The sequence below is a fragment of the Rhodococcus sp. 05-2254-5 genome (genome assembly GCF_002258575.1).
Lineage (GTDB): Bacteria > Actinomycetota > Actinomycetes > Mycobacteriales > Mycobacteriaceae > Rhodococcoides > Rhodococcoides fascians.
On sequence record NZ_NOZG01000007.1, the window covers coordinates 310278 to 327264 of the forward strand.

A 16987-nucleotide genomic window follows, 5' to 3' on the forward strand; every position below is an offset into this window, starting at 1 on the left:
GCATCAGCGTGCCGAAGTCAGGTGGTCGATGTTCCGTAGCCCATCGCCCGCAGCATCGAGATCAGTTCCGAGCGCGACCCGGCTCCGAGCCTGCGGCGAATGCGAGCCACATGATGTTCGACGGTTTTCGGGGAGATGTAGAGCCGGCTGCCCACCTCGCGGTACGTGACGCCGAGAACCAGTAGCTCGGCCACCTCGGCCTCGCGTTCGCTCAGAGATCCCGACGGCTGCGGCGTCGTCCCGTCGGTCTCCCGCTGATGCGAGCTGGGCTGACGCAACGACCGGGCGATGTGCAGTAGCGAGGTGGCCGTAGCGGTGTCGGCGACGGTCAGTGCGGCCTCGCTCGCCAACCGGGCACCGTCCCACGGCAGGCCGAACGCGGTGAGGGTGCGCGCCGAGAGTTCCACCTCGGCGGCGTCGGGCCTGCCCTGTAGAACACCGAGCCACGCCCGCCCCGCCGCAGCGAGTGCGGAGCTGTACGGGTGCGTCGGAGCGGCGGACGCGAGGGCCTTCGCGTGCGGCACCAGGGCTTCGGGCGTCTGCGCCACGATGGCGGCCTGCACCTGATACCAATGCAGCGCCGATGCCCAGACCGGCGGATCCCCCAACGCGGCGAGCAGCGTCGTGGCCTGCGACACGAGGTGCTCGACGCGATCGAACTGGCCCACTCGTGTTGCGGCCAGCACCAATTCGCCGAGGGGCAAGAGAGAGAACAGATCGATCGAGTACGCGGCGACGACGTTCTGCGCCTGGGTCCACGCCGTGACGAGAGACCCGGCGTCCCCGGACCTGCGGGCCAACCCCACTCGAATGCCGTGCAGGAACAGGTGATTGCGCACGTGCGAGTCGGGGATCTCGAGCGGGTCGACCAGGTGGCAGGCCTGCGCGGCGTCTCCTCTCAGCATGGCCGCCCAGCCGCCGATGAGAACGAGCCGCGTGTGGGCCTCGGATCCCGGCCGCAGCTCGGGTAGCGCACGAGCGATGACGGAGTCGACGCGGGCGAGATCACCGCAGTGCACGGCATGCAGAGCGGCCACCGCGGCTGCCGAATCCGGAGCGCACCAACGATCGGACGGCGCGGCCGTCAACGTGACCGCGCGCATCAGCGCGTTCGTCGCCGCACTCGACGCCGCAGCGCTGCGTGAGTCGATCGAACCGAGGACCCCGTCGACGAGCAACGCGCCCGACGCCGTACTCGACGTCGGTGCCAGCGATGCCACGACACTCAGTGCGCGGTCGGCAGCAGGGCGGTCGCCGGCTGCAGCGGCCGACAAGGCAGCCCACACCGCATCGGTTCCGAGTCGATCCGTCCCGAGCCAGGCGAACAATTGCGCACTGCGCGAGACCATTCCGCGCTGCGCGGCGATCGACGCCGAGACCCTGACCGCGGTGCGTAGATCGACCTGCGTGTGATCGGTGGCCGCATCGAGAATCTCGTCGGCACGACGGCCTGCCTCGTCGAGGTGTCCGGTCGCGGCGGCCACCTCTGCCCGGCGGGCCGCGAGCGCCGACGGGTCGAATCCCGCCGCTGCTGCCGCATCGTACAGCTGGCCAGCGGACTCTACGGAAGTCGAATCGCCTTGTCCAGCAAGGAAATCAGCAAGGTCGGCGCGTACGACCCCATGCGTCGCCAACGCTCGCGCAGCCGAGGCGTCGAGCAGACCGGATTGCGCGGCAACCTCGGCAATGCGGTCGAGCAGCACCCGGCATCGACGCTCCCCGATCATCTCGGTCAGGGGACCTTCGGCGGACGGAATCAACGCGCCCGTGGCGTCGAGAAGACCGGAGCTGCAGGCGATGTCGACGACCGTCTCCGCGTCGGCCGGCCGCGTCACGAGCTGCGCCGCCGTAGCCGGGTCCGGGACGACGCCGAAGCGAGCCGCGAGCAGCACGGCGCGGGTGTCGTCGGTGGTGTCGACGAGCAGTCGGCGATGCTGCTCGGCAACGGATTCGGTGACCGCACGCAGCGGAGTCGGATCGGACCGTTCGCCCCCGAGCGCGGCCAGTGCCGCGTCGACGGCGACGAGAAGCCCTCCGGTGGACTTCGCGATCGCGCTCGCCAGCGACGCGGAGATCGGCCGAGCGACGGCGGCTGCCCGCGTTGCGATCGACGTCTTGTCCAACGGCACCAACGTGAGACGAGCGGCACCGGCGGATGCGACGAGCTTCTCGATCCGGGAATCGTATCGGCGCGGGGCTGTGGCGAGAACCAGCGTGATGTCCGAACGGGTTGCTGCAGCGGCTATCTCGTCCACGCGGTGATCCGGCAACAGATGGGCGTCGTCGACCAGAACCGTCGCACCCGACGGCGCGTCGGTGACACTGCCTGCATGCACCGTCGTCGCGGCGGCCGCGACCGCACCGAGCACCGCGGATCGACCGGAGCCGTTCACCCCGACGACAACGTGCACACCGGTGCTCGACGACGCGTCACGAACGAATCGATCGGCGCGCTCGACGCCGACGAGAGCGGATGGGCTGTTGGCCACGGCGGCCTACTGACCCGTCAAGCCGCCGACGACCCCACCGAGTCCGTCACCCAAGCCCTGACCCACACCTCCGACGACACCGCCGAGGCCCTGCCCGACGCCCTGCCCGACGTCGCCGAGGGTCGGGCCCTGGTACGTCGGTAGCGGTTGTGGCGTGAACTGCGGTGCTTGCGGGACCTGCACGGCCGGGGGCTGGTAGTTGGGCACCGTCGGTGCGGCGATCGACGGGATGGTCGGCACCGTGGCGGCCCCGTTCTGGCCGGGGACAGCGGCCGGCGCGCCGGCGACGGGTGCCCCGGCAACAGGAGCCCCGGTGGCCGGATCGATCTGGGTGACACTGCCGTCGGCGTTGACCACCGTGGTGGGTGCACCCGTGGAGCCGACTGCTGCAGAACCGGTCGGACCGGTCGTGGACCCGACTTCTGCCACAGCGGCCGTGCTGCCGGGAGTCTCGGTGCTCGAGATCTCGGCGTTGGATTCGGCCGGAGTGGTGTTGTCCGAGGTAAGGGCCGTTCCGACCGACAGTCCGCCGCCCGCGAGAAGGGCCAGCACAACCACGGATCCGGCCACCAAGCCGGCCTTCTTGCGTCCGGACATTCCCGATTCCGACGCCACTGCCGTCGGGGTCGGGGCGGGCCGCGGGGTGGGACGGGGCATCGGCGCGGCAACGGCGGTCGCGGCGGGAACCGCAGCCAATGCTGCTGCGTCGTCCGCGGCGGTGGCGTCGGCGATGTCGCTGCCGAGGATTGCGGCGCCGATCGCGACGGTCAGTTCGGGGCGCGGCCCGGCCACGACCGGTACTCGCAGTTCGGTCGAGACGAGCTCGGCGACGAGGGGGATGGCCGAGCTGCCGCCGGTCAGCACCACCTGATCGATGTCGGTGACCTCGAGGCCTGCGGCCGCGACCGCGTCACGCACGACTCCGATGGAGGCCAGCAGCGATGCGCGAACGAGGTCTTCGATCTCCGAGCGCACGAGTCGTACTTCGGTGTGCAGCCCCGGCAGGTCCACGGTCAGCGACGTGGAGGTGTCGTAGGACAACTGTTCCTTGGCCTCGCCGCAGCGGGCGCGCAATTCGACCAATGCGCCGACGGTGTCGGGATCGAAGGGATCGAACTCGAAGGACTGACTGCCCGAGACGGTGTCGAGTACGTACTGCATGATCTCGTGGTCGAACTGAGCGCCGCCGAACTCCTGCGAATGAACGCCTGTTCCGACGACGCCTGCGTCGGACCCGGTCCGCATCAGCGTGACGTCGAGAGCCGTCGCGCCGAGGTCGTAGACGACCGCGAGACCGTCGGACTGGGTTCCACGGGTGACCTCGAGCCAGCGCATCGTGGCGACCGACTCGGGAACGAGCGTGACGTCGGTCAGGCCTGCGCGATCGAGCGCTTCGCCGAGCACCTCGACGGTGTAGGCGGTCCAGCGTGTGGGGTGGGTGACCACCACGGAGGGGGAGGAGTCGACACCGGCGGAGACGTCGGCGACGAGGGCACGAGTGGCGGTGGCGTACAGGTCTTCGGCGCGGTGACTGCGGCCGTCGTCGTCGATCAGTTCGACGGGGTCACCGACGCGATCGGCGAATCCACTGATGAGATGGCGCGTCGAGCGGTCCCACAGGTCGGCGAGACTGGGGGCCGCACCGGGACGAAGATCGAGGGCCGAACGCTTGACCACCGAGGTCACCGGGTCGGTATCCAGGGCGGCAACAGCCGTCACAGTTCCGATCCGTATGCCGAGCCCTGCGTTCATCTGCCGCCACCTTCTTGTCGCACTGCCCTGGTTCCCACCGCCGTTACCCGCACTGTCGGCTCGGTGCCCCGATTCGTTACGTCTCACAGCAGGTTAGAGCGTGCAACGAGGTAAATCCCCTAAAGCGCTCAGATCCCCTAATGCAAGTCCCCTGGCGACCCCCGGGGGAGTAGGGGGATCGTCCCCGTTGGGCGGGGGCTCTTCGGACCATAGCTTTGTGATCAACCACGAAGCATCACTCGTCAAGGAGACTCACATGGCTACCAACGCCGTACTCGATTTCATTCTCGGCTTGCTGCGCGACGACAACGCCGCTGCTGCCTACTGCGCCAACCCCGAGACGACGTTGGCCGCTGCCGGCCTCGGCGGCGTCACCCACGCAGACATCGTCGCGGTGGCCCCCTTGGTTGCCGAGTCGGGACTGTTCGCCGGTGCGGGCAGCCAGCTCTCCGCCATCCTGGGTGCAGGCGGATCCGCAGGCCTCGACGGCGCACTCGCCGGAGGCGCGAGCCTCGGCGGCGGACTGTCGGCCGGACTCGGCATTGCCGCAGGAGCGGTAGCCGGCGGCGGGCTCGCCGCAGGTGGTGCGCTGACCGGTGGAATCGACGTGGCGGGCGAGATCGAAGCGTCGCTCCAGGCAGCTCTCGCTGCAGCTCTGGCCGTCGGTGGCCAGATCGGCCTCGAACTCGGCACCGCATTCGGTGGCGCTCTCGACGCGCTCATCGGTGCCGGTGCGGGCATCGGCGGCGGACTCGGTGGCGGAATCGATCTGGACCTCGACGGCCTTCTCGGCGGCACGGTCGGACTCGGCGCTGCGCTCACCGGACTCATCGGAGCAGGCGCAGACATCGGCGGCGAGATCAGCGCCGACCTGGCAGCACAGCTGCAGGCAGCCCTCGACGCCGCGATCGGCGCCACCGGCGCAGTCGACCTCGCCGCGCTGGCCGACATCCAGGGCGGACTGTCCGGCGCGCTCGGTGCCCTCTTCGCAGTCGGCGGAACCGTCGGAGCCGAACTGGGTGCTGCCGTCGGTGGCGTCTTCGAATCCGTGCTCGACGCCGGAGCCGGCCTGGACATCGTCGGCGGCCTCGGCACCGCGCTGACCGCAGGTATCGGCGGCGCTCTCGCCGGGCTCGGAACGGTCGGTGCGGACCTCACCGCAGACATCGCAGCAGCCCTCAGCGGATCCGCTGAAGCCGGAGCCGCGCTGGTCGGCGACATCGCCGGTGGCATCGGTGGCAGCCTCGGCGGACTCTTCGCCGTCGACGGTGCCATCGCAGGATCCATCGGAACCGCACTCGGTGCAGTACTCGACGCCGGTGCCCTCGCTGACATCGACGTCGACGCACTCCTCGCAGCCGGCGGCAACATCGGCACGGTCGTCAGCGGCGCCCTGGGCGGCGTCCTCGATCTCGACGCCGGAGTCGTCGGAAACCTGGCCACGGCCATCGACACCGCCATCGAGGGAACCCTCGGCGCCGGTCTGGGCATCGGTGGCAGCATCACCGGCGAACTGGCGGGTGAGCTGACGGGTGAGCTGACGGGTGAGCTGACCGGCGGAGTCACGGGCAGCCTCGAAGGAATTCTCGGAACCGCGTTCGGTGTGGGCGGCGCTGCAGGCGCACAGCTCGGCACGGCCGTCGAAGCAATCGTCGACGCCGGAGCCACACTCGACCTCGGAGCAGCACTCGGCGCGAGTGCAGATCTCAGCGCTCAGCTGGCCGGTGCGGTCGACACGGCCGTGTCCGCAGGTGCCGATCTCACCGGCACCGTGGAAGGCACCCTCTCCGGACTCGGTGGCCTCGGCGGCGGCCTGACCGGCGGCCTCGCCGGACTCGGCAGCGTCGGCGGAGACCTCACCGGCGGCCTGGCCGGACTCGGTGGCCTCGGCGGCGGCCTGACGGGCGGCCTCGCCGGAGTCGGCAGCGTCGGCGCAGGCATCACCGGTGGCCTCGCGGCCGTCGGCAGCGCAGGAGCAGACGTGACCGGTGGCCTCGCGGCGGTCGGCAACGTCGGCGGCGACGTGGCCGGTGGACTGAACGGGCTCGTCGACGCAGGCACGAGCCTGACCGGCGGACTGGCCGGACTCGGCAGCCTCGGCGGCGGAATCGCAGGCGGTGTTGCAGGTGGAGTCGAAGGCGGTGTCTCGACCGGCATCGACGCAGCCGCGCAGGCCGGTGCCGGACTGGAAGGCACCCTCACCGGTGCCGTCGACGGCGGAATCGACGCGGCAGCACAGGCCGGTGCAGGACTGGAAGGCACCCTCACCGGTGCCGTCGACGGCGGAATCGACGCGGCAGCGCAGGCCGGTGCCGGACTGGAAGGCACTCTGACCGGCGCTGTGAACGGCGGAATCGGCGCCGGTACGCAGGTCGGTGCAGGACTCGAATCGGCAGGTGACCTCGCCGGTTCCGCCGCGGGTGACCTGGCCGGAAACGTCACCGGAGGACTCGAGGGCACCGTGGGCGGCGTCGTCGACGCGGGAACCTCGGTGGGCGGCGAGATCGCGTCGAACATCGGCGGCGGACTGGATGCCGGCGGCTCGATCGGCGGCGGACTGGCCTCCACGGTGAGCGGGGGTTTGGATGCTGGTGCGGACGCTGCGGGTTCCGTGGCCGGCGGGTTTGACTCTGCCGCGCAGCTCGGTGGCCAGGTCACCGGTGCAGTGCAGTCCGGAGCCGAGGGATCTTTCGAGTCCGCGAGCTCCTTCGATTCCAGCGCGAACGCATCGGGCACGGGCTGGTCGAGCGTCGACTCCGACGTCTTCGGACAGAGCGAGAGCAGCACGGACCTGTTCGGCGAGACCGGCGGCAACCTGCACGGATCGGTCGATTCGGCAGCAGATTCACTGGGCCACTCGCTGACCGTCGACCACGACATCGACCCGCTGAACCCCTGATCGCGTTGCCTGTGATCAGGTGACGAAGTGACGAGTCGGCCCCGAGTGTTCAACGACACTCGGGGCCGAGTCGTCGCTAGAGTTTGGGAATGCGGCCTGCGGGACGAGTTGGGTTCGCGGGAGTCGACGAGATGGGTTGTGGAGACACAGGTATGGACGGGCAATCTACGGAACTGGCCGAGCTGCTCGATCGCACCGCGGAGGTAGCGACATCGGCGGGACGATCCGATCTGGTCGATCGAGTCGAGGCAGCGAAGTCGCGTGTGCTCGACCCTCGCCGTCGCATCATCGTGGTCGGACCCCTCAAACAGGGCAAGAGCCAGTTCGTGAATTCGCTGCTGAATCTGACGGTGTGCTCGGTGGGCGACGACGAGACCACCGCGATTCCGACGGTGGTGTCCAACGCGGACAGCTTCTTTGCGCAGCTCGTGCTCGCGAATCCCGGTGACGAACCGATTCGGGTCGACGTACCGCTCGAAGAGATCACCACGGTGACTCCGGCGAGTCCCCGGGCTCAGGGCCGGGAGGTGCTGCGGCTGGACATCGCGGTACCGAGCCCACTGCTCGCCGACGGCCTGGTGCTGGTCGACACGCCGGGAGTCGGTGGCCACGGAAACCCCCATGCGGCAGGGACATTGGGTCTGATTCCGTCGGCCGATGCCGTGCTCGTCGTGTCCGATGCCTCTCGTGAATTCACCGAGCCGGAATTGGCGTTCCTGCGGCAGGTGCAGGGTCTGTGCCCGGCTGTGGCGGTGCTGATCACCAAGATCGATCTGTATCCCCATTGGCGGCAGATCGTCGAGGCCAACCGTGGACATCTGGACCGTGCAGGCATCAGCGTGCAGATGCTGCCGGTGTCGTCGTTGTTGCGTTCGCACGCAGTGCGTTTGAACGACGAGGAACTCAATGCCGAATCCGGCTTCCAGCAGCTGTACGCATTTCTGCGCGACGACGTGGTGGCACGAGCCGACGTGCTGGCTCGCGCATCGGTATCCCTCGATGTCCGCTCGGTGACCGAGCACCTGACACTGTCGTACGGCAGTGAGCTTGCGGCGCTGAAGGATCCGGAGCGCGCGGCCGCCGCAGTCGCCGGGCTCCAGCGCGCCAAGTCCGCCGCGGAGGAACTGCACAAGCGGTCCTCGCAGTGGCAACAGACGCTCGGTGACGGAATCGCAGATCTCGCGTCGGACATCGATCACGACCTGCGCGACCGACTGCGACGCGTCACCCGGGAGGCCGAGGAAACCGTCGACGAGGGGGATCCGGGGAAGGACTGGCCGCAACTGGGCGAATGGCTCGAAGAGCAGATCGCTGCGTCGGTGGGCGACAATTTCGTGTGGGCGCACGAGCGGGCTCTGTGGTTGTCGGAGTTGGTGGCCGAGCACTTCGCGTCGTCCGGCGCGGCGGCCCTGCCCGATCTCGATCTCGGCGATCTCGACAATGTGCTCGAGCCCGTGACGTCCCTGGCCGATCTGGAGTCGGGTCGGGTGGGTATCACGCAGAAAGTGCTCGTGGGAATGCGTGGATCCTACGGCGGCGTATTGATGTTCGGTCTGATCACCACGTTCGTCGGGCTGAGTCTGCTCAATCCGATCTCGATCGGAGCAGGCGTACTGCTCGGCACCAAGGCGTACAAGGAAGACAAGGAGAATCGCGTCAAGGCGCGTCGTTCCGAGGCCAAGATGGCGATTCGCCGCTTCACCGACGACGTCAGCTTCCAGGTGGGCAAGGAGTCGAAGGATCGGCTGCGTCAGATTCAGCGGGTGCTGCGAGATCACTTCACCTCGATCGCCGAGCAGACATTGCGTTCGCTCAACGAGTCGTTGCGCTCGGCGCAAGAAGCCGCTGCCGCCGACAACACCGACCGCACCGCCCGGATCGCGCAGCTGGAGAAGGACATGCGGCTTGTCTCGGAATTGAATGCTCGCGCAACGCGTCTGGTGAAGGACGTCGCGGTATGAGCGTGACGGCACTGGCCCGAGCGCGCGATCTGATCTCGGCAGCGCGGTCGACGTACGCCGGCGACGCGGAGGCGTCCTGGATGCTCGACGAATGTCTCTACCGGTTGGACGAGCCGCTCCGGGTCGCGCTCGCCGGATCGCTCAAGGCCGGCAAATCCACTCTGCTCAATTCGCTTGTCGGGCAAGATATTGCGCCGACCGACGCCACCGAATGCACCAAGGTCGTCACGTGGTATCGCAACGGCGTCTCGCCCAGTGTGACGGCCTGGTACGACGGCGATCGCGCGGCGAACGTTCCGGTGCAACGACGCGACGGGCGGCTGACGTTCGATCTCGGTGCGTTGACGGCAGCGCAGGTCGATCGTCTCGACGTCGAATGGCCGGCAAGTACTTTGGCGCAGACGACGATCATCGACACACCCGGCACCTCGTCGCTCTCCCGCGATGTCTCGGCGCGCACGTTGGCGATGCTGACCCCCGAGAATTCGTCGTCGGGGGCCGACGCAGTGGTCTACCTGCTGCGCACCCTCAATGCCACGGACGTCTCGTTTCTCGGGCAGATCGGGGCACACGTCGGCGGTGATTCCGGGCCGCTCGGCGTCATCGGGGTGGTCTCCCGGGCCGACGAGGTCGGCTCGGGCCGCATGGACGCGATGATGTCGGCCAAAGAGGTAGCGGCGCGGTTCGCGTCCGAGCTCGAAGCCACCGGGCTGTGCCAGGCCGTCGTCCCGGTAGCAGGGCTGTTGGCGTTGGGAGCAGAGACGTTGCGGCAGAGCGAGTTCGCCGCATTCCAGATGCTCGCGACGGTACCGACCGAGGATCTGCAACTGGCGATGCTTTCGGCCGATCGGTTCGTGCGGGCGGAGAGTACTCTGCCCGTCGATGCCGCCCTGCGCGCCAGCATCGTCGACCGCTTCGGCCTGTTCGGGATTCGGATGGCCGTGACGCTGATTCGGCTCGGTGTGCGTGATTCGCCGACACTGGCGGCCGACCTGGTCGAGCGCAGTGGACTGTCCGAACTTCGCTCGGTGATCGACGTGCAATTCGGCCAGCGTGCGGATCAGCTGAAGCTGCACTCGGCTCTGGTTGCGCTGCAACGAATTCTGGAGTTCCGGCCGGAGTCGCATGCGCTGCGTACCGAAGCCGGCCGGATGCTCGCCGACGTGCACGGGTTTGCCGAACTACGATTGCTCGGCCGATTGCGTTCGGTCACACCGACATTGCCCGACGGCGGACTGCTCGATCTGCAGCGCATCATCGGCGGCTTCGGCATCGCCGCCACCGAGCGCCTCGATCTGCCGCCCGATGCGGGGCACACTCAGCAACGTGACACGGCATTGGCTGCGGTTCGCAAGTGGCGATCCCTCTCGGAGCATCCGCTCCTGGACCGGTTCACGTCGAATTCGTGTGCCCTCGCCGCACGGAGTGCCGAAGGGATTCTCGCCTCACTGACGTGAGGGGCGTCGAGGTAGCAGCGCGACGACCGTGGCGGCTGCGGCAGCGCCTGCCACGACGAACGGACCCCATTGCAGCACGCCGCCGAGCAGGGCCGAGGCGTCGGAGACGAAGGTCGAGAACGTGACGGCCGCCCCGATGGTCAGAATTCCTACCGCGCCCATCAGGACTTTGGACGACGTGGCTGCGCCGCGGAGCAGGTTCAACGAGACGAATCCGAGCAGTACCAGCACGGCGGCGGCAGCACCGCTCGAGATGAGGGTGGCCGACGCCGTGTTCCGGACGTCTGCGGCGCTCGCCGTCGAATCCTGCTGAGCCACTGCGGTTTCGACGCCCAACAGAACGACGTTCCAGTTCAGCGCGATGACGGCGGCCAGCGCCAGGATCAGTGCGGCGGTCGCCGCCCACAGCCCTGTCGCGATCTTCGGCAGACGGGAGTCTGCGGTGGATTCCTGTCGTGGCCGAAGAGGTTCGACGGACAGCTCCGGCCGCGGTGGTTGCGGTCGGGTAGGCCGAGGCCTGTGCGCTGTCGGATCGTTCGGTTCTTCGGCCACGGTGCAGGAGTCTATCCGTCAGCGGTGCTGCGACGGCGTCTCACCGCAGCACCACCGCAACGCCCTCGTACGGGCCGAGGTTCATCGGGAAACTGTGCAGTTCGTCGACCGTCGCGATCTCGTTGTCGTCGAACACATCGATGGCGCAGGTGCCGGGCACCAGGTGCTTGGACTGAATGGTTGCGCTGATCTCGTCGGACGAGAAGTTCAGCACCGTGGCCTGGATGGTGCCCTGGCCGAGCTCGTGCACCATCACCAACAGGCTCTTGTGCGAGACCGTCGGAATGTCGATCTGCTGCGCCGTGGCAATGCCGTACTTGTTGCGCAGCTCGATGATTCGAGCCAGCTGCCGAGCGAACGACTGCGGGTCGGCCAACTGCTCCGGTAGCGACCCGTACAGGCTGCGTCCACGGGGAATGCCCGATTCCGAGCGCACGGCGTCGGGGAAATACCCCATCAGGTCGTGTGCGCCGCGGTTGAGCCAGCGAGTGTCGCCCTCCTTGATGAGATCCTCGACCTCGTCGGCGGCGATCGGAAGAATGCCCAGCAAGTCCCAGCCGGACAGTGCGAACACGCCGGGCTGCAGTGCGTTGTACATGGCGAGCAGCAGGTGCGCCCGCTTCACGGTCTCGATGTCCTGCTCGTCCATCCGATCGAGATCGCGGATGCCGAGCGACGCGGTGATCACACTTGCTGTGGTGCAGGCGATTCCGTTGGTGGTGAACGTTCGGTTGTACGGTGCCCAGCGGCCGGTGAGTCGATCGGTGAGTTCGCCGCGAATGCGATCGCCCAGATCGCAGCCCTTGACCGACTCGCCGCCGTAGGCGAACTCGTCTTCTGCGTGCAGTGTCGCGAAGTGGATGAGCTCGAACGTCATCTCGTCGTGGTTCTGCAGCGCGTGCACCAGCGACGCGGTGTCCACACCGTGATCGCGCGCCAAAGTCATGGTGAGCCTGAGGAATTCGGTGTTCCCCATGACCAACGCATGCTGGTAGGCCGGGCGGTTGATGAAGTCGTACGACAGATCGGCACCGTTGGTGCCCATCGCCTTGATGTCGTCGATCGTCAGGTTCAACTCCTGGAAGGTGAACCCACCCATCTTGCGCACCACACTGGCGATCAGGTGATTCGCGGCCTCCGAGAGTGGGTGTCCCTCGGACCAACCCGGACCCTCTGCACGACGTTCGACGCCGAGGAAACCGTTGGCGTCCAAGCGCAACGCGCCGGCACCGAGATCGGCGATGGAGTGGCAGGCGTCGCCGATGACGAGACGCATGCCCGCGAACGATGGGTCGAGCCAGTTGATGGACGGCTGACCGGCCTTGAAGTAGTGCAGGTACACCCAACGCCGCTCGACGCCGTCGATGCCGACGACGGGAGGTGTTGCGCTCCAGTTGGTTTCCTTGACGCCGAGCTCGTAGAAGATCACTCGCTGCAACTGGCCGATGATGTAGCCGGCACGAGCGAGATTTGCCTCGGCCTCGGCGTCGATGTTCTGCGAGTCGGCACCGGCGCGCACACGCGGCAGCAGGTGCCAGTCCTGCGGCTCGATCTCGACCATGTGGTAAATGCCGGGGTAATCGGCGACGGCCATCTCGGCCAGCCGGAAATCCGCACCCTTACCGGTGTGGCCGGGAACGATGTCGTCGATGACGATGCCGTCGTACGCGGCGGCCACGACGCACAGGCGTCGGAACTCTTCTTCCGAGCCGAAGGCGGGGTCTATCTGCATACCGATGCGGTCGAAGTGGCCGTCGACGGACGGGGTGGGACGCCACCCGTGGATGCCGCCCGCCACTTTCACCGGTCCGGTGTGCACGGCGGTGACGCCGATCTCGGAGAACGCCTGCCACAACTTCTCGTCACCGAGGGTGCTCAGGAAGCTGGTCTGCGGAGCGTTGATCACCGAGATGGGGTAGGCGGTGAACCAGACGGGTGCTCGCTCGACGGCAGCACGCGGGTCGGGATCGGCATACGGGTTCTGCCACATGCTGCCCTTGCCCGACAGCTGTTCGGCAATGAGCTTGGCATCTCGCAGCATCGACTGTTCGGTGAGCCAGTCCACGTACTCGGGATTGGACGCGACCGGCTCGCTGTCCGGAGTGGGACCACTACTTCGGTTCGCACGACGCACGGACGGACGAAGCGGTTTCGGCCGAGCCGGGTAGAACTTTTCGTCGTAGGTGATCTCGCTCGGTTCGTGCTGCACTTCGGGATCCATGTGCCTCCGTAGCCTCGCTTTTCCTCAACCCTACGTAGGGCGCGGCCGATCCGCAGGGTTGTGGTTCCCCTCTTCTTCGACCAGCGAAACCTAGCGTGTGGGCGCGCCGGGCCCGGCCCGTCGATCGGTGAGCGTCGGCCGAATCACACCAATGTCATTCCGCGCGACCGGTTTTGTTCGATATGCGAACGTCATCGAATCGAGACCGCCTGGTGTGGAATGTCTGAATCGGATAGGCCATAGTGAGGAAGTACCAACTGTCCCTTCAGTCACATCAGACTCACGGGTCACATCCCCTCAGCCACAGGAGTTGTCCATGCGACGTCTTGCCCGCACATCGATCCTGGCCTCGACGGCCGCCCTGGCCGCCGGCATCGGTGCGGTCGTCCTCGTACCCATGGCCTCGGCCGAGCCCGAGACCGAGCCTGCGATGCCCCTCGGCTCTGCAGTTCTCGAAAGCCCCGACCTGGTGGTCTCGATGGCCACTGTCTGCGACACCGCAGTCGAGAAGGCCCCCGAGGGCGGCGTCGTCGCACTGCAGGTCAAGGTCGAGAACAAGGGTGCCGACGACGCGTCGAACGTCAACGTCAACTACGGCGCACTGCCGGGTCTGCAGGGTCAGAACACCGAGAAGACCATCAAGGCAGGCGAGGCAATGACCTACACCGTGCCGTCTGCCGATCGCGAATGGGTCGCTCGCCCCGCCGGCGCAGCAGCCTTCGCCAGCGCACTCGATGCCGACTTCATGAACAACATCACCGGCGGACTGCTCAGCTACAGCTGCATCCCCGCACCCGCCACCGAGCCTGCCGAGTAATTTTCGTTCTGTACTTTCTCTCCCGCTGCGCCGCGACGATCCCCGCTGATCGTCGCGGCGTACTGCTGTGGAGGGGCTTCGCCCCATGTGCGTGGAACTTCGTAGCAGGGGTCGAGTTTCCACTCACCTGGGTCGTTCCGCAGGCTCCACTCCTACTCACATGCGGCGTAGCCGCTCCCTCGGGAACAAATTCGCCACACCCTCCGTTGTGCAGGTCAGCAGCCTTGAGTGGACGAGGCTCAAGTTGGAAGTTGACGCGATAGATCGCGTTGTGCAAACTTGAGCGGAGTTCGCTCACCCAGGGACTGGAACCCACGCAACAACAGGAGGAAACATTATGGCTCGTGCGGTCGGTATCGACCTCGGGACCACCAACTCGGTCGTGTCCGTCCTCGAGGGCGGCGAACCGGTTGTCGTCGCCAACTCCGAGGGATCACGCACCACCCCGTCGATCGTCGCTTTCGCCAAGAACGGTGAAGTGCTGGTCGGCCAGCCCGCGAAGAACCAGGCGGTCACCAACGTCGACCGCACGATTCGTTCCGTGAAGCGCCACGTCGGCACGGACTGGACCGTGGAGATCGACGGTAAGAAGTACACCCCTCAGGAAATCTCCGCGCGCACGCTGCAGAAGCTCAAGCGCGACGCCGAGGCCTACCTGGGTGAGGAAATCACCGACGCGGTCATCACCGTTCCCGCGTACTTCGAGGACGCGCAGCGTCAGGCCACGAAGGAAGCCGGCCAGATCGCCGGCCTCAACGTCCTGCGCATCGTCAACGAGCCCACCGCGGCAGCTCTCGCATACGGCCTGGACAAGGGCGACAGCGAGCAGACCATTCTCGTGTTCGACCTCGGTGGCGGCACGTTCGACGTCTCGCTGCTCGAAATCGGCGACGGCGTCGTCGAGGTCCGCGCGACGTCCGGCGACAACCACCTCGGTGGCGACGACTGGGACGAGCGCATCGTGACCTGGCTCGTCGACAAGTTCAAGGCTCAGAACGGCATCGATCTGACCAAGGACAAGATGGCCCTGCAGCGTCTGCGTGAGGCTGCCGAGAAGGCGAAGATCGAACTGTCCTCCGGACAGAGCACCTCGATCAACCTTCCGTACATCACGGTCGACGCGGACAAGAACCCGCTCTTCCTCGACGAGCAGCTCAGCCGCTCGGAGTTCCAGAAGATCACCTCCGACCTGCTCGACCGCACCCGTGCGCCGTTCCAGGCAGTGGTCAAGGACTCCGGCATCGCCGTCAAGGACATCGACCACGTCGTGCTCGTCGGTGGTTCGACGCGTATGCCCGCGGTCTCCGAGCTGGTCAAGGAACTCTCCGGTGGACGCGAGCCCAACAAGGGCGTCAACCCGGACGAGGTCGTGGCCGTCGGTGCTGCACTGCAGGCCGGTGTGCTCAAGGGTGAGGTCAAGGACGTTCTGCTCCTCGACGTCACGCCGCTGTCCCTCGGTATCGAAACCAAGGGTGGCGTCATGACCAAGCTCATCGAGCGCAACACCACCATCCCGACGAAGCGATCCGAGACCTTCACCACCGCTGACGACAATCAGCCCTCGGTGCAGATCCAGGTCTTCCAGGGTGAGCGCGAGATCGCCTCGCACAACAAGCTCCTCGGCTCGTTCGAGTTGACGGATCTGCCCCCGGCTCCGCGCGGCGTCCCCCAGATCGAGGTCACCTTCGACATCGACGCCAACGGCATCGTGCACGTCACGGCCAAGGACAAGGGCACCGGCAAGGAGAACACGATCAAGATCCAGGACGGCTCCGGTCTGTCCAAGGAAGAGATCGACCGCATGGTCGCCGACGCCGAAGCTCACGCAGACGAGGACAAGGCTCGTCGCGAAGAGGCCGAGGTCCGCAACCAGGCCGAGTCCCTCGTCCACCAGACGGAGAAGTTCGTCAAGGACAACGAGGACAAGGTCGACGCCGAGCTCAAGGGCCGCGTCGAAACTGCCATCGCCGACGCCAAGACGGCACTCGCGGGCAGCGACATCTCGGCAGTGAAGACCGCCGTGGAGAAGCTGTCGAGCGAGTCGCAGGCTCTCGGCACCGCCATCTACGAGGCTCAGGCCAAGGAGCAGGGCGGCGCAGAGGGTGGCGCGCAGGCCGCTGACGACGGTGTAGTCGACGCAGAGGTTGTCGACGAGCCCGCCGACGACACGGACAAGAAGTGACGTCGGGTAACTCCGAGCAAGAACCGGTCACTTTCGTGGACAAGCGGAAGATCGATCCCGAGACCGGTGAAGTACGGGAAGGTGACGCAGTTCCGGAGCCCCTCGCGGGCACCGGTACTGCGCCCCAGCCCGGCTCGGTGGACGAAGGGACAGGCGAGATCGTGGTCGAGGCGGAGGACACAGAAGATCCGCGCGACACTCAGGTCGCAGAACTCACTGCCGATCTGCAGCGCGTGTCGGCCGAGTACGCCAACTACCGTCGCCGCACGGATCGGGAGAAGCAGACGGGAGCGGAGAACGCGAAAGCGTCCGTCGTGTCCCAGCTGCTCCCCGTCCTCGACGATCTGGAGCGAGCTCGCCAGCACGGCGATCTCGAAACCGGACCGCTCAAGGCCGTGGCGGACAAGTTGGCGGGGGTGTTCTCGAACATCGGCCTGAGCACCTTCGGGGCCGAGGGCGACGCCTTCGACCCGGCCATCCACGAGGCCGTCTCCCATGAGGGCGACGGCAGCAATCCGGTCGTCGGCACGCTGATGCGTCCGGGCTACAAGCTCGGCGAGCGCGTGCTGCGTACCGCGATGGTCGGCGTGGTCGACAGTGCTTCCGAGGGCACGGCAGCAGAAGAATCGGACGCACCCGCGTCCGACGAGCAGTAAA

General features: G+C 67.1%; 10 protein-coding genes. 6 read left to right on the plus strand and 4 right to left on the minus strand.

Translation table 11 applies throughout. The annotated features are described in order from the left end of the window. Positions 1 to 17 precede the first annotated feature (17 nt). On the minus strand, positions 18 to 2489 hold the full coding sequence (locus CH278_RS06800) for a helix-turn-helix transcriptional regulator (RefSeq protein ID WP_256991875.1): 2472 nt from the start codon (positions 2487 to 2489) through the stop codon (positions 18 to 20). 6 nt (positions 2490 to 2495) lie between these two features. Next, positions 2496 to 4241: an Hsp70 family protein gene (locus CH278_RS06805; protein ID WP_032381451.1), complete on the minus strand. Its 1746-nt coding sequence runs from the start codon at positions 4239 to 4241 to the stop codon at positions 2496 to 2498. Between the two features lie 256 nt (positions 4242 to 4497). On the opposite strand from CH278_RS06805, the gene CH278_RS06810 reads away from it, so the two are divergent. From CH278_RS06810 to CH278_RS06820, 3 genes are all read left to right on the plus strand, one after another. Continuing rightward, complete coding sequence (locus tag CH278_RS06810; protein ID WP_094621700.1) at positions 4498 to 7140, plus strand: IniB N-terminal domain-containing protein; 2643 nt, start codon at positions 4498 to 4500, stop codon at positions 7138 to 7140. A gap of 152 nt (positions 7141 to 7292) precedes the next feature. Continuing rightward, entirely contained in the window at positions 7293 to 9101 is a 1809-nt protein-coding gene (locus tag CH278_RS06815; RefSeq protein ID WP_256991876.1) for a dynamin family protein, read from the plus strand. Then, positions 9098 to 10558, plus strand: coding sequence for a dynamin family protein (locus CH278_RS06820; RefSeq protein ID WP_027495651.1), 1461 nt, complete (start codon positions 9098 to 9100; stop codon positions 10556 to 10558). The genes CH278_RS06815 and CH278_RS06820 overlap by 4 nt, the downstream gene beginning before the upstream one ends. On the opposite strand, the gene CH278_RS06825 is transcribed toward CH278_RS06820, so the two are convergent. Further along, a complete protein-coding gene (locus tag CH278_RS06825) occupies positions 10547 to 11110 on the minus strand; it encodes a hypothetical protein (protein WP_032399224.1) in 564 nt (187 codons plus the stop codon). The two genes, CH278_RS06820 and CH278_RS06825, sit on opposite strands and share 12 nt — an antisense overlap. 40 nt (positions 11111 to 11150) lie before the next feature. Beyond that, positions 11151 to 13331, minus strand: coding sequence for a maltose alpha-D-glucosyltransferase (gene treS, locus CH278_RS06830; RefSeq protein ID WP_094621509.1), 2181 nt, complete (start codon positions 13329 to 13331; stop codon positions 11151 to 11153). Between the two features lie 316 nt (positions 13332 to 13647). On the opposite strand from treS, the gene CH278_RS06835 reads away from it, so the two are divergent. The 3 genes from CH278_RS06835 (at position 13648) to grpE (ending at position 16986) form a co-directional block, all read left to right on the plus strand. Then, a complete protein-coding gene (locus CH278_RS06835) occupies positions 13648 to 14148 on the plus strand; it encodes a hypothetical protein (RefSeq protein WP_032366878.1) in 501 nt (166 codons plus the stop codon). Positions 14149 to 14485: 337 nt separating this feature from the next. Beyond that, positions 14486 to 16330, plus strand: coding sequence for a molecular chaperone DnaK (gene dnaK / locus CH278_RS06840; protein WP_027495655.1), 1845 nt, complete (start codon positions 14486 to 14488; stop codon positions 16328 to 16330). Beyond that, positions 16327 to 16986: a nucleotide exchange factor GrpE gene (grpE, locus tag CH278_RS06845; protein ID WP_032371877.1), complete on the plus strand. Its 660-nt coding sequence runs from the start codon at positions 16327 to 16329 to the stop codon at positions 16984 to 16986. Before dnaK ends, grpE begins: the two co-directional genes overlap by 4 nt. Position 16987 lies beyond the last annotated feature (1 nt).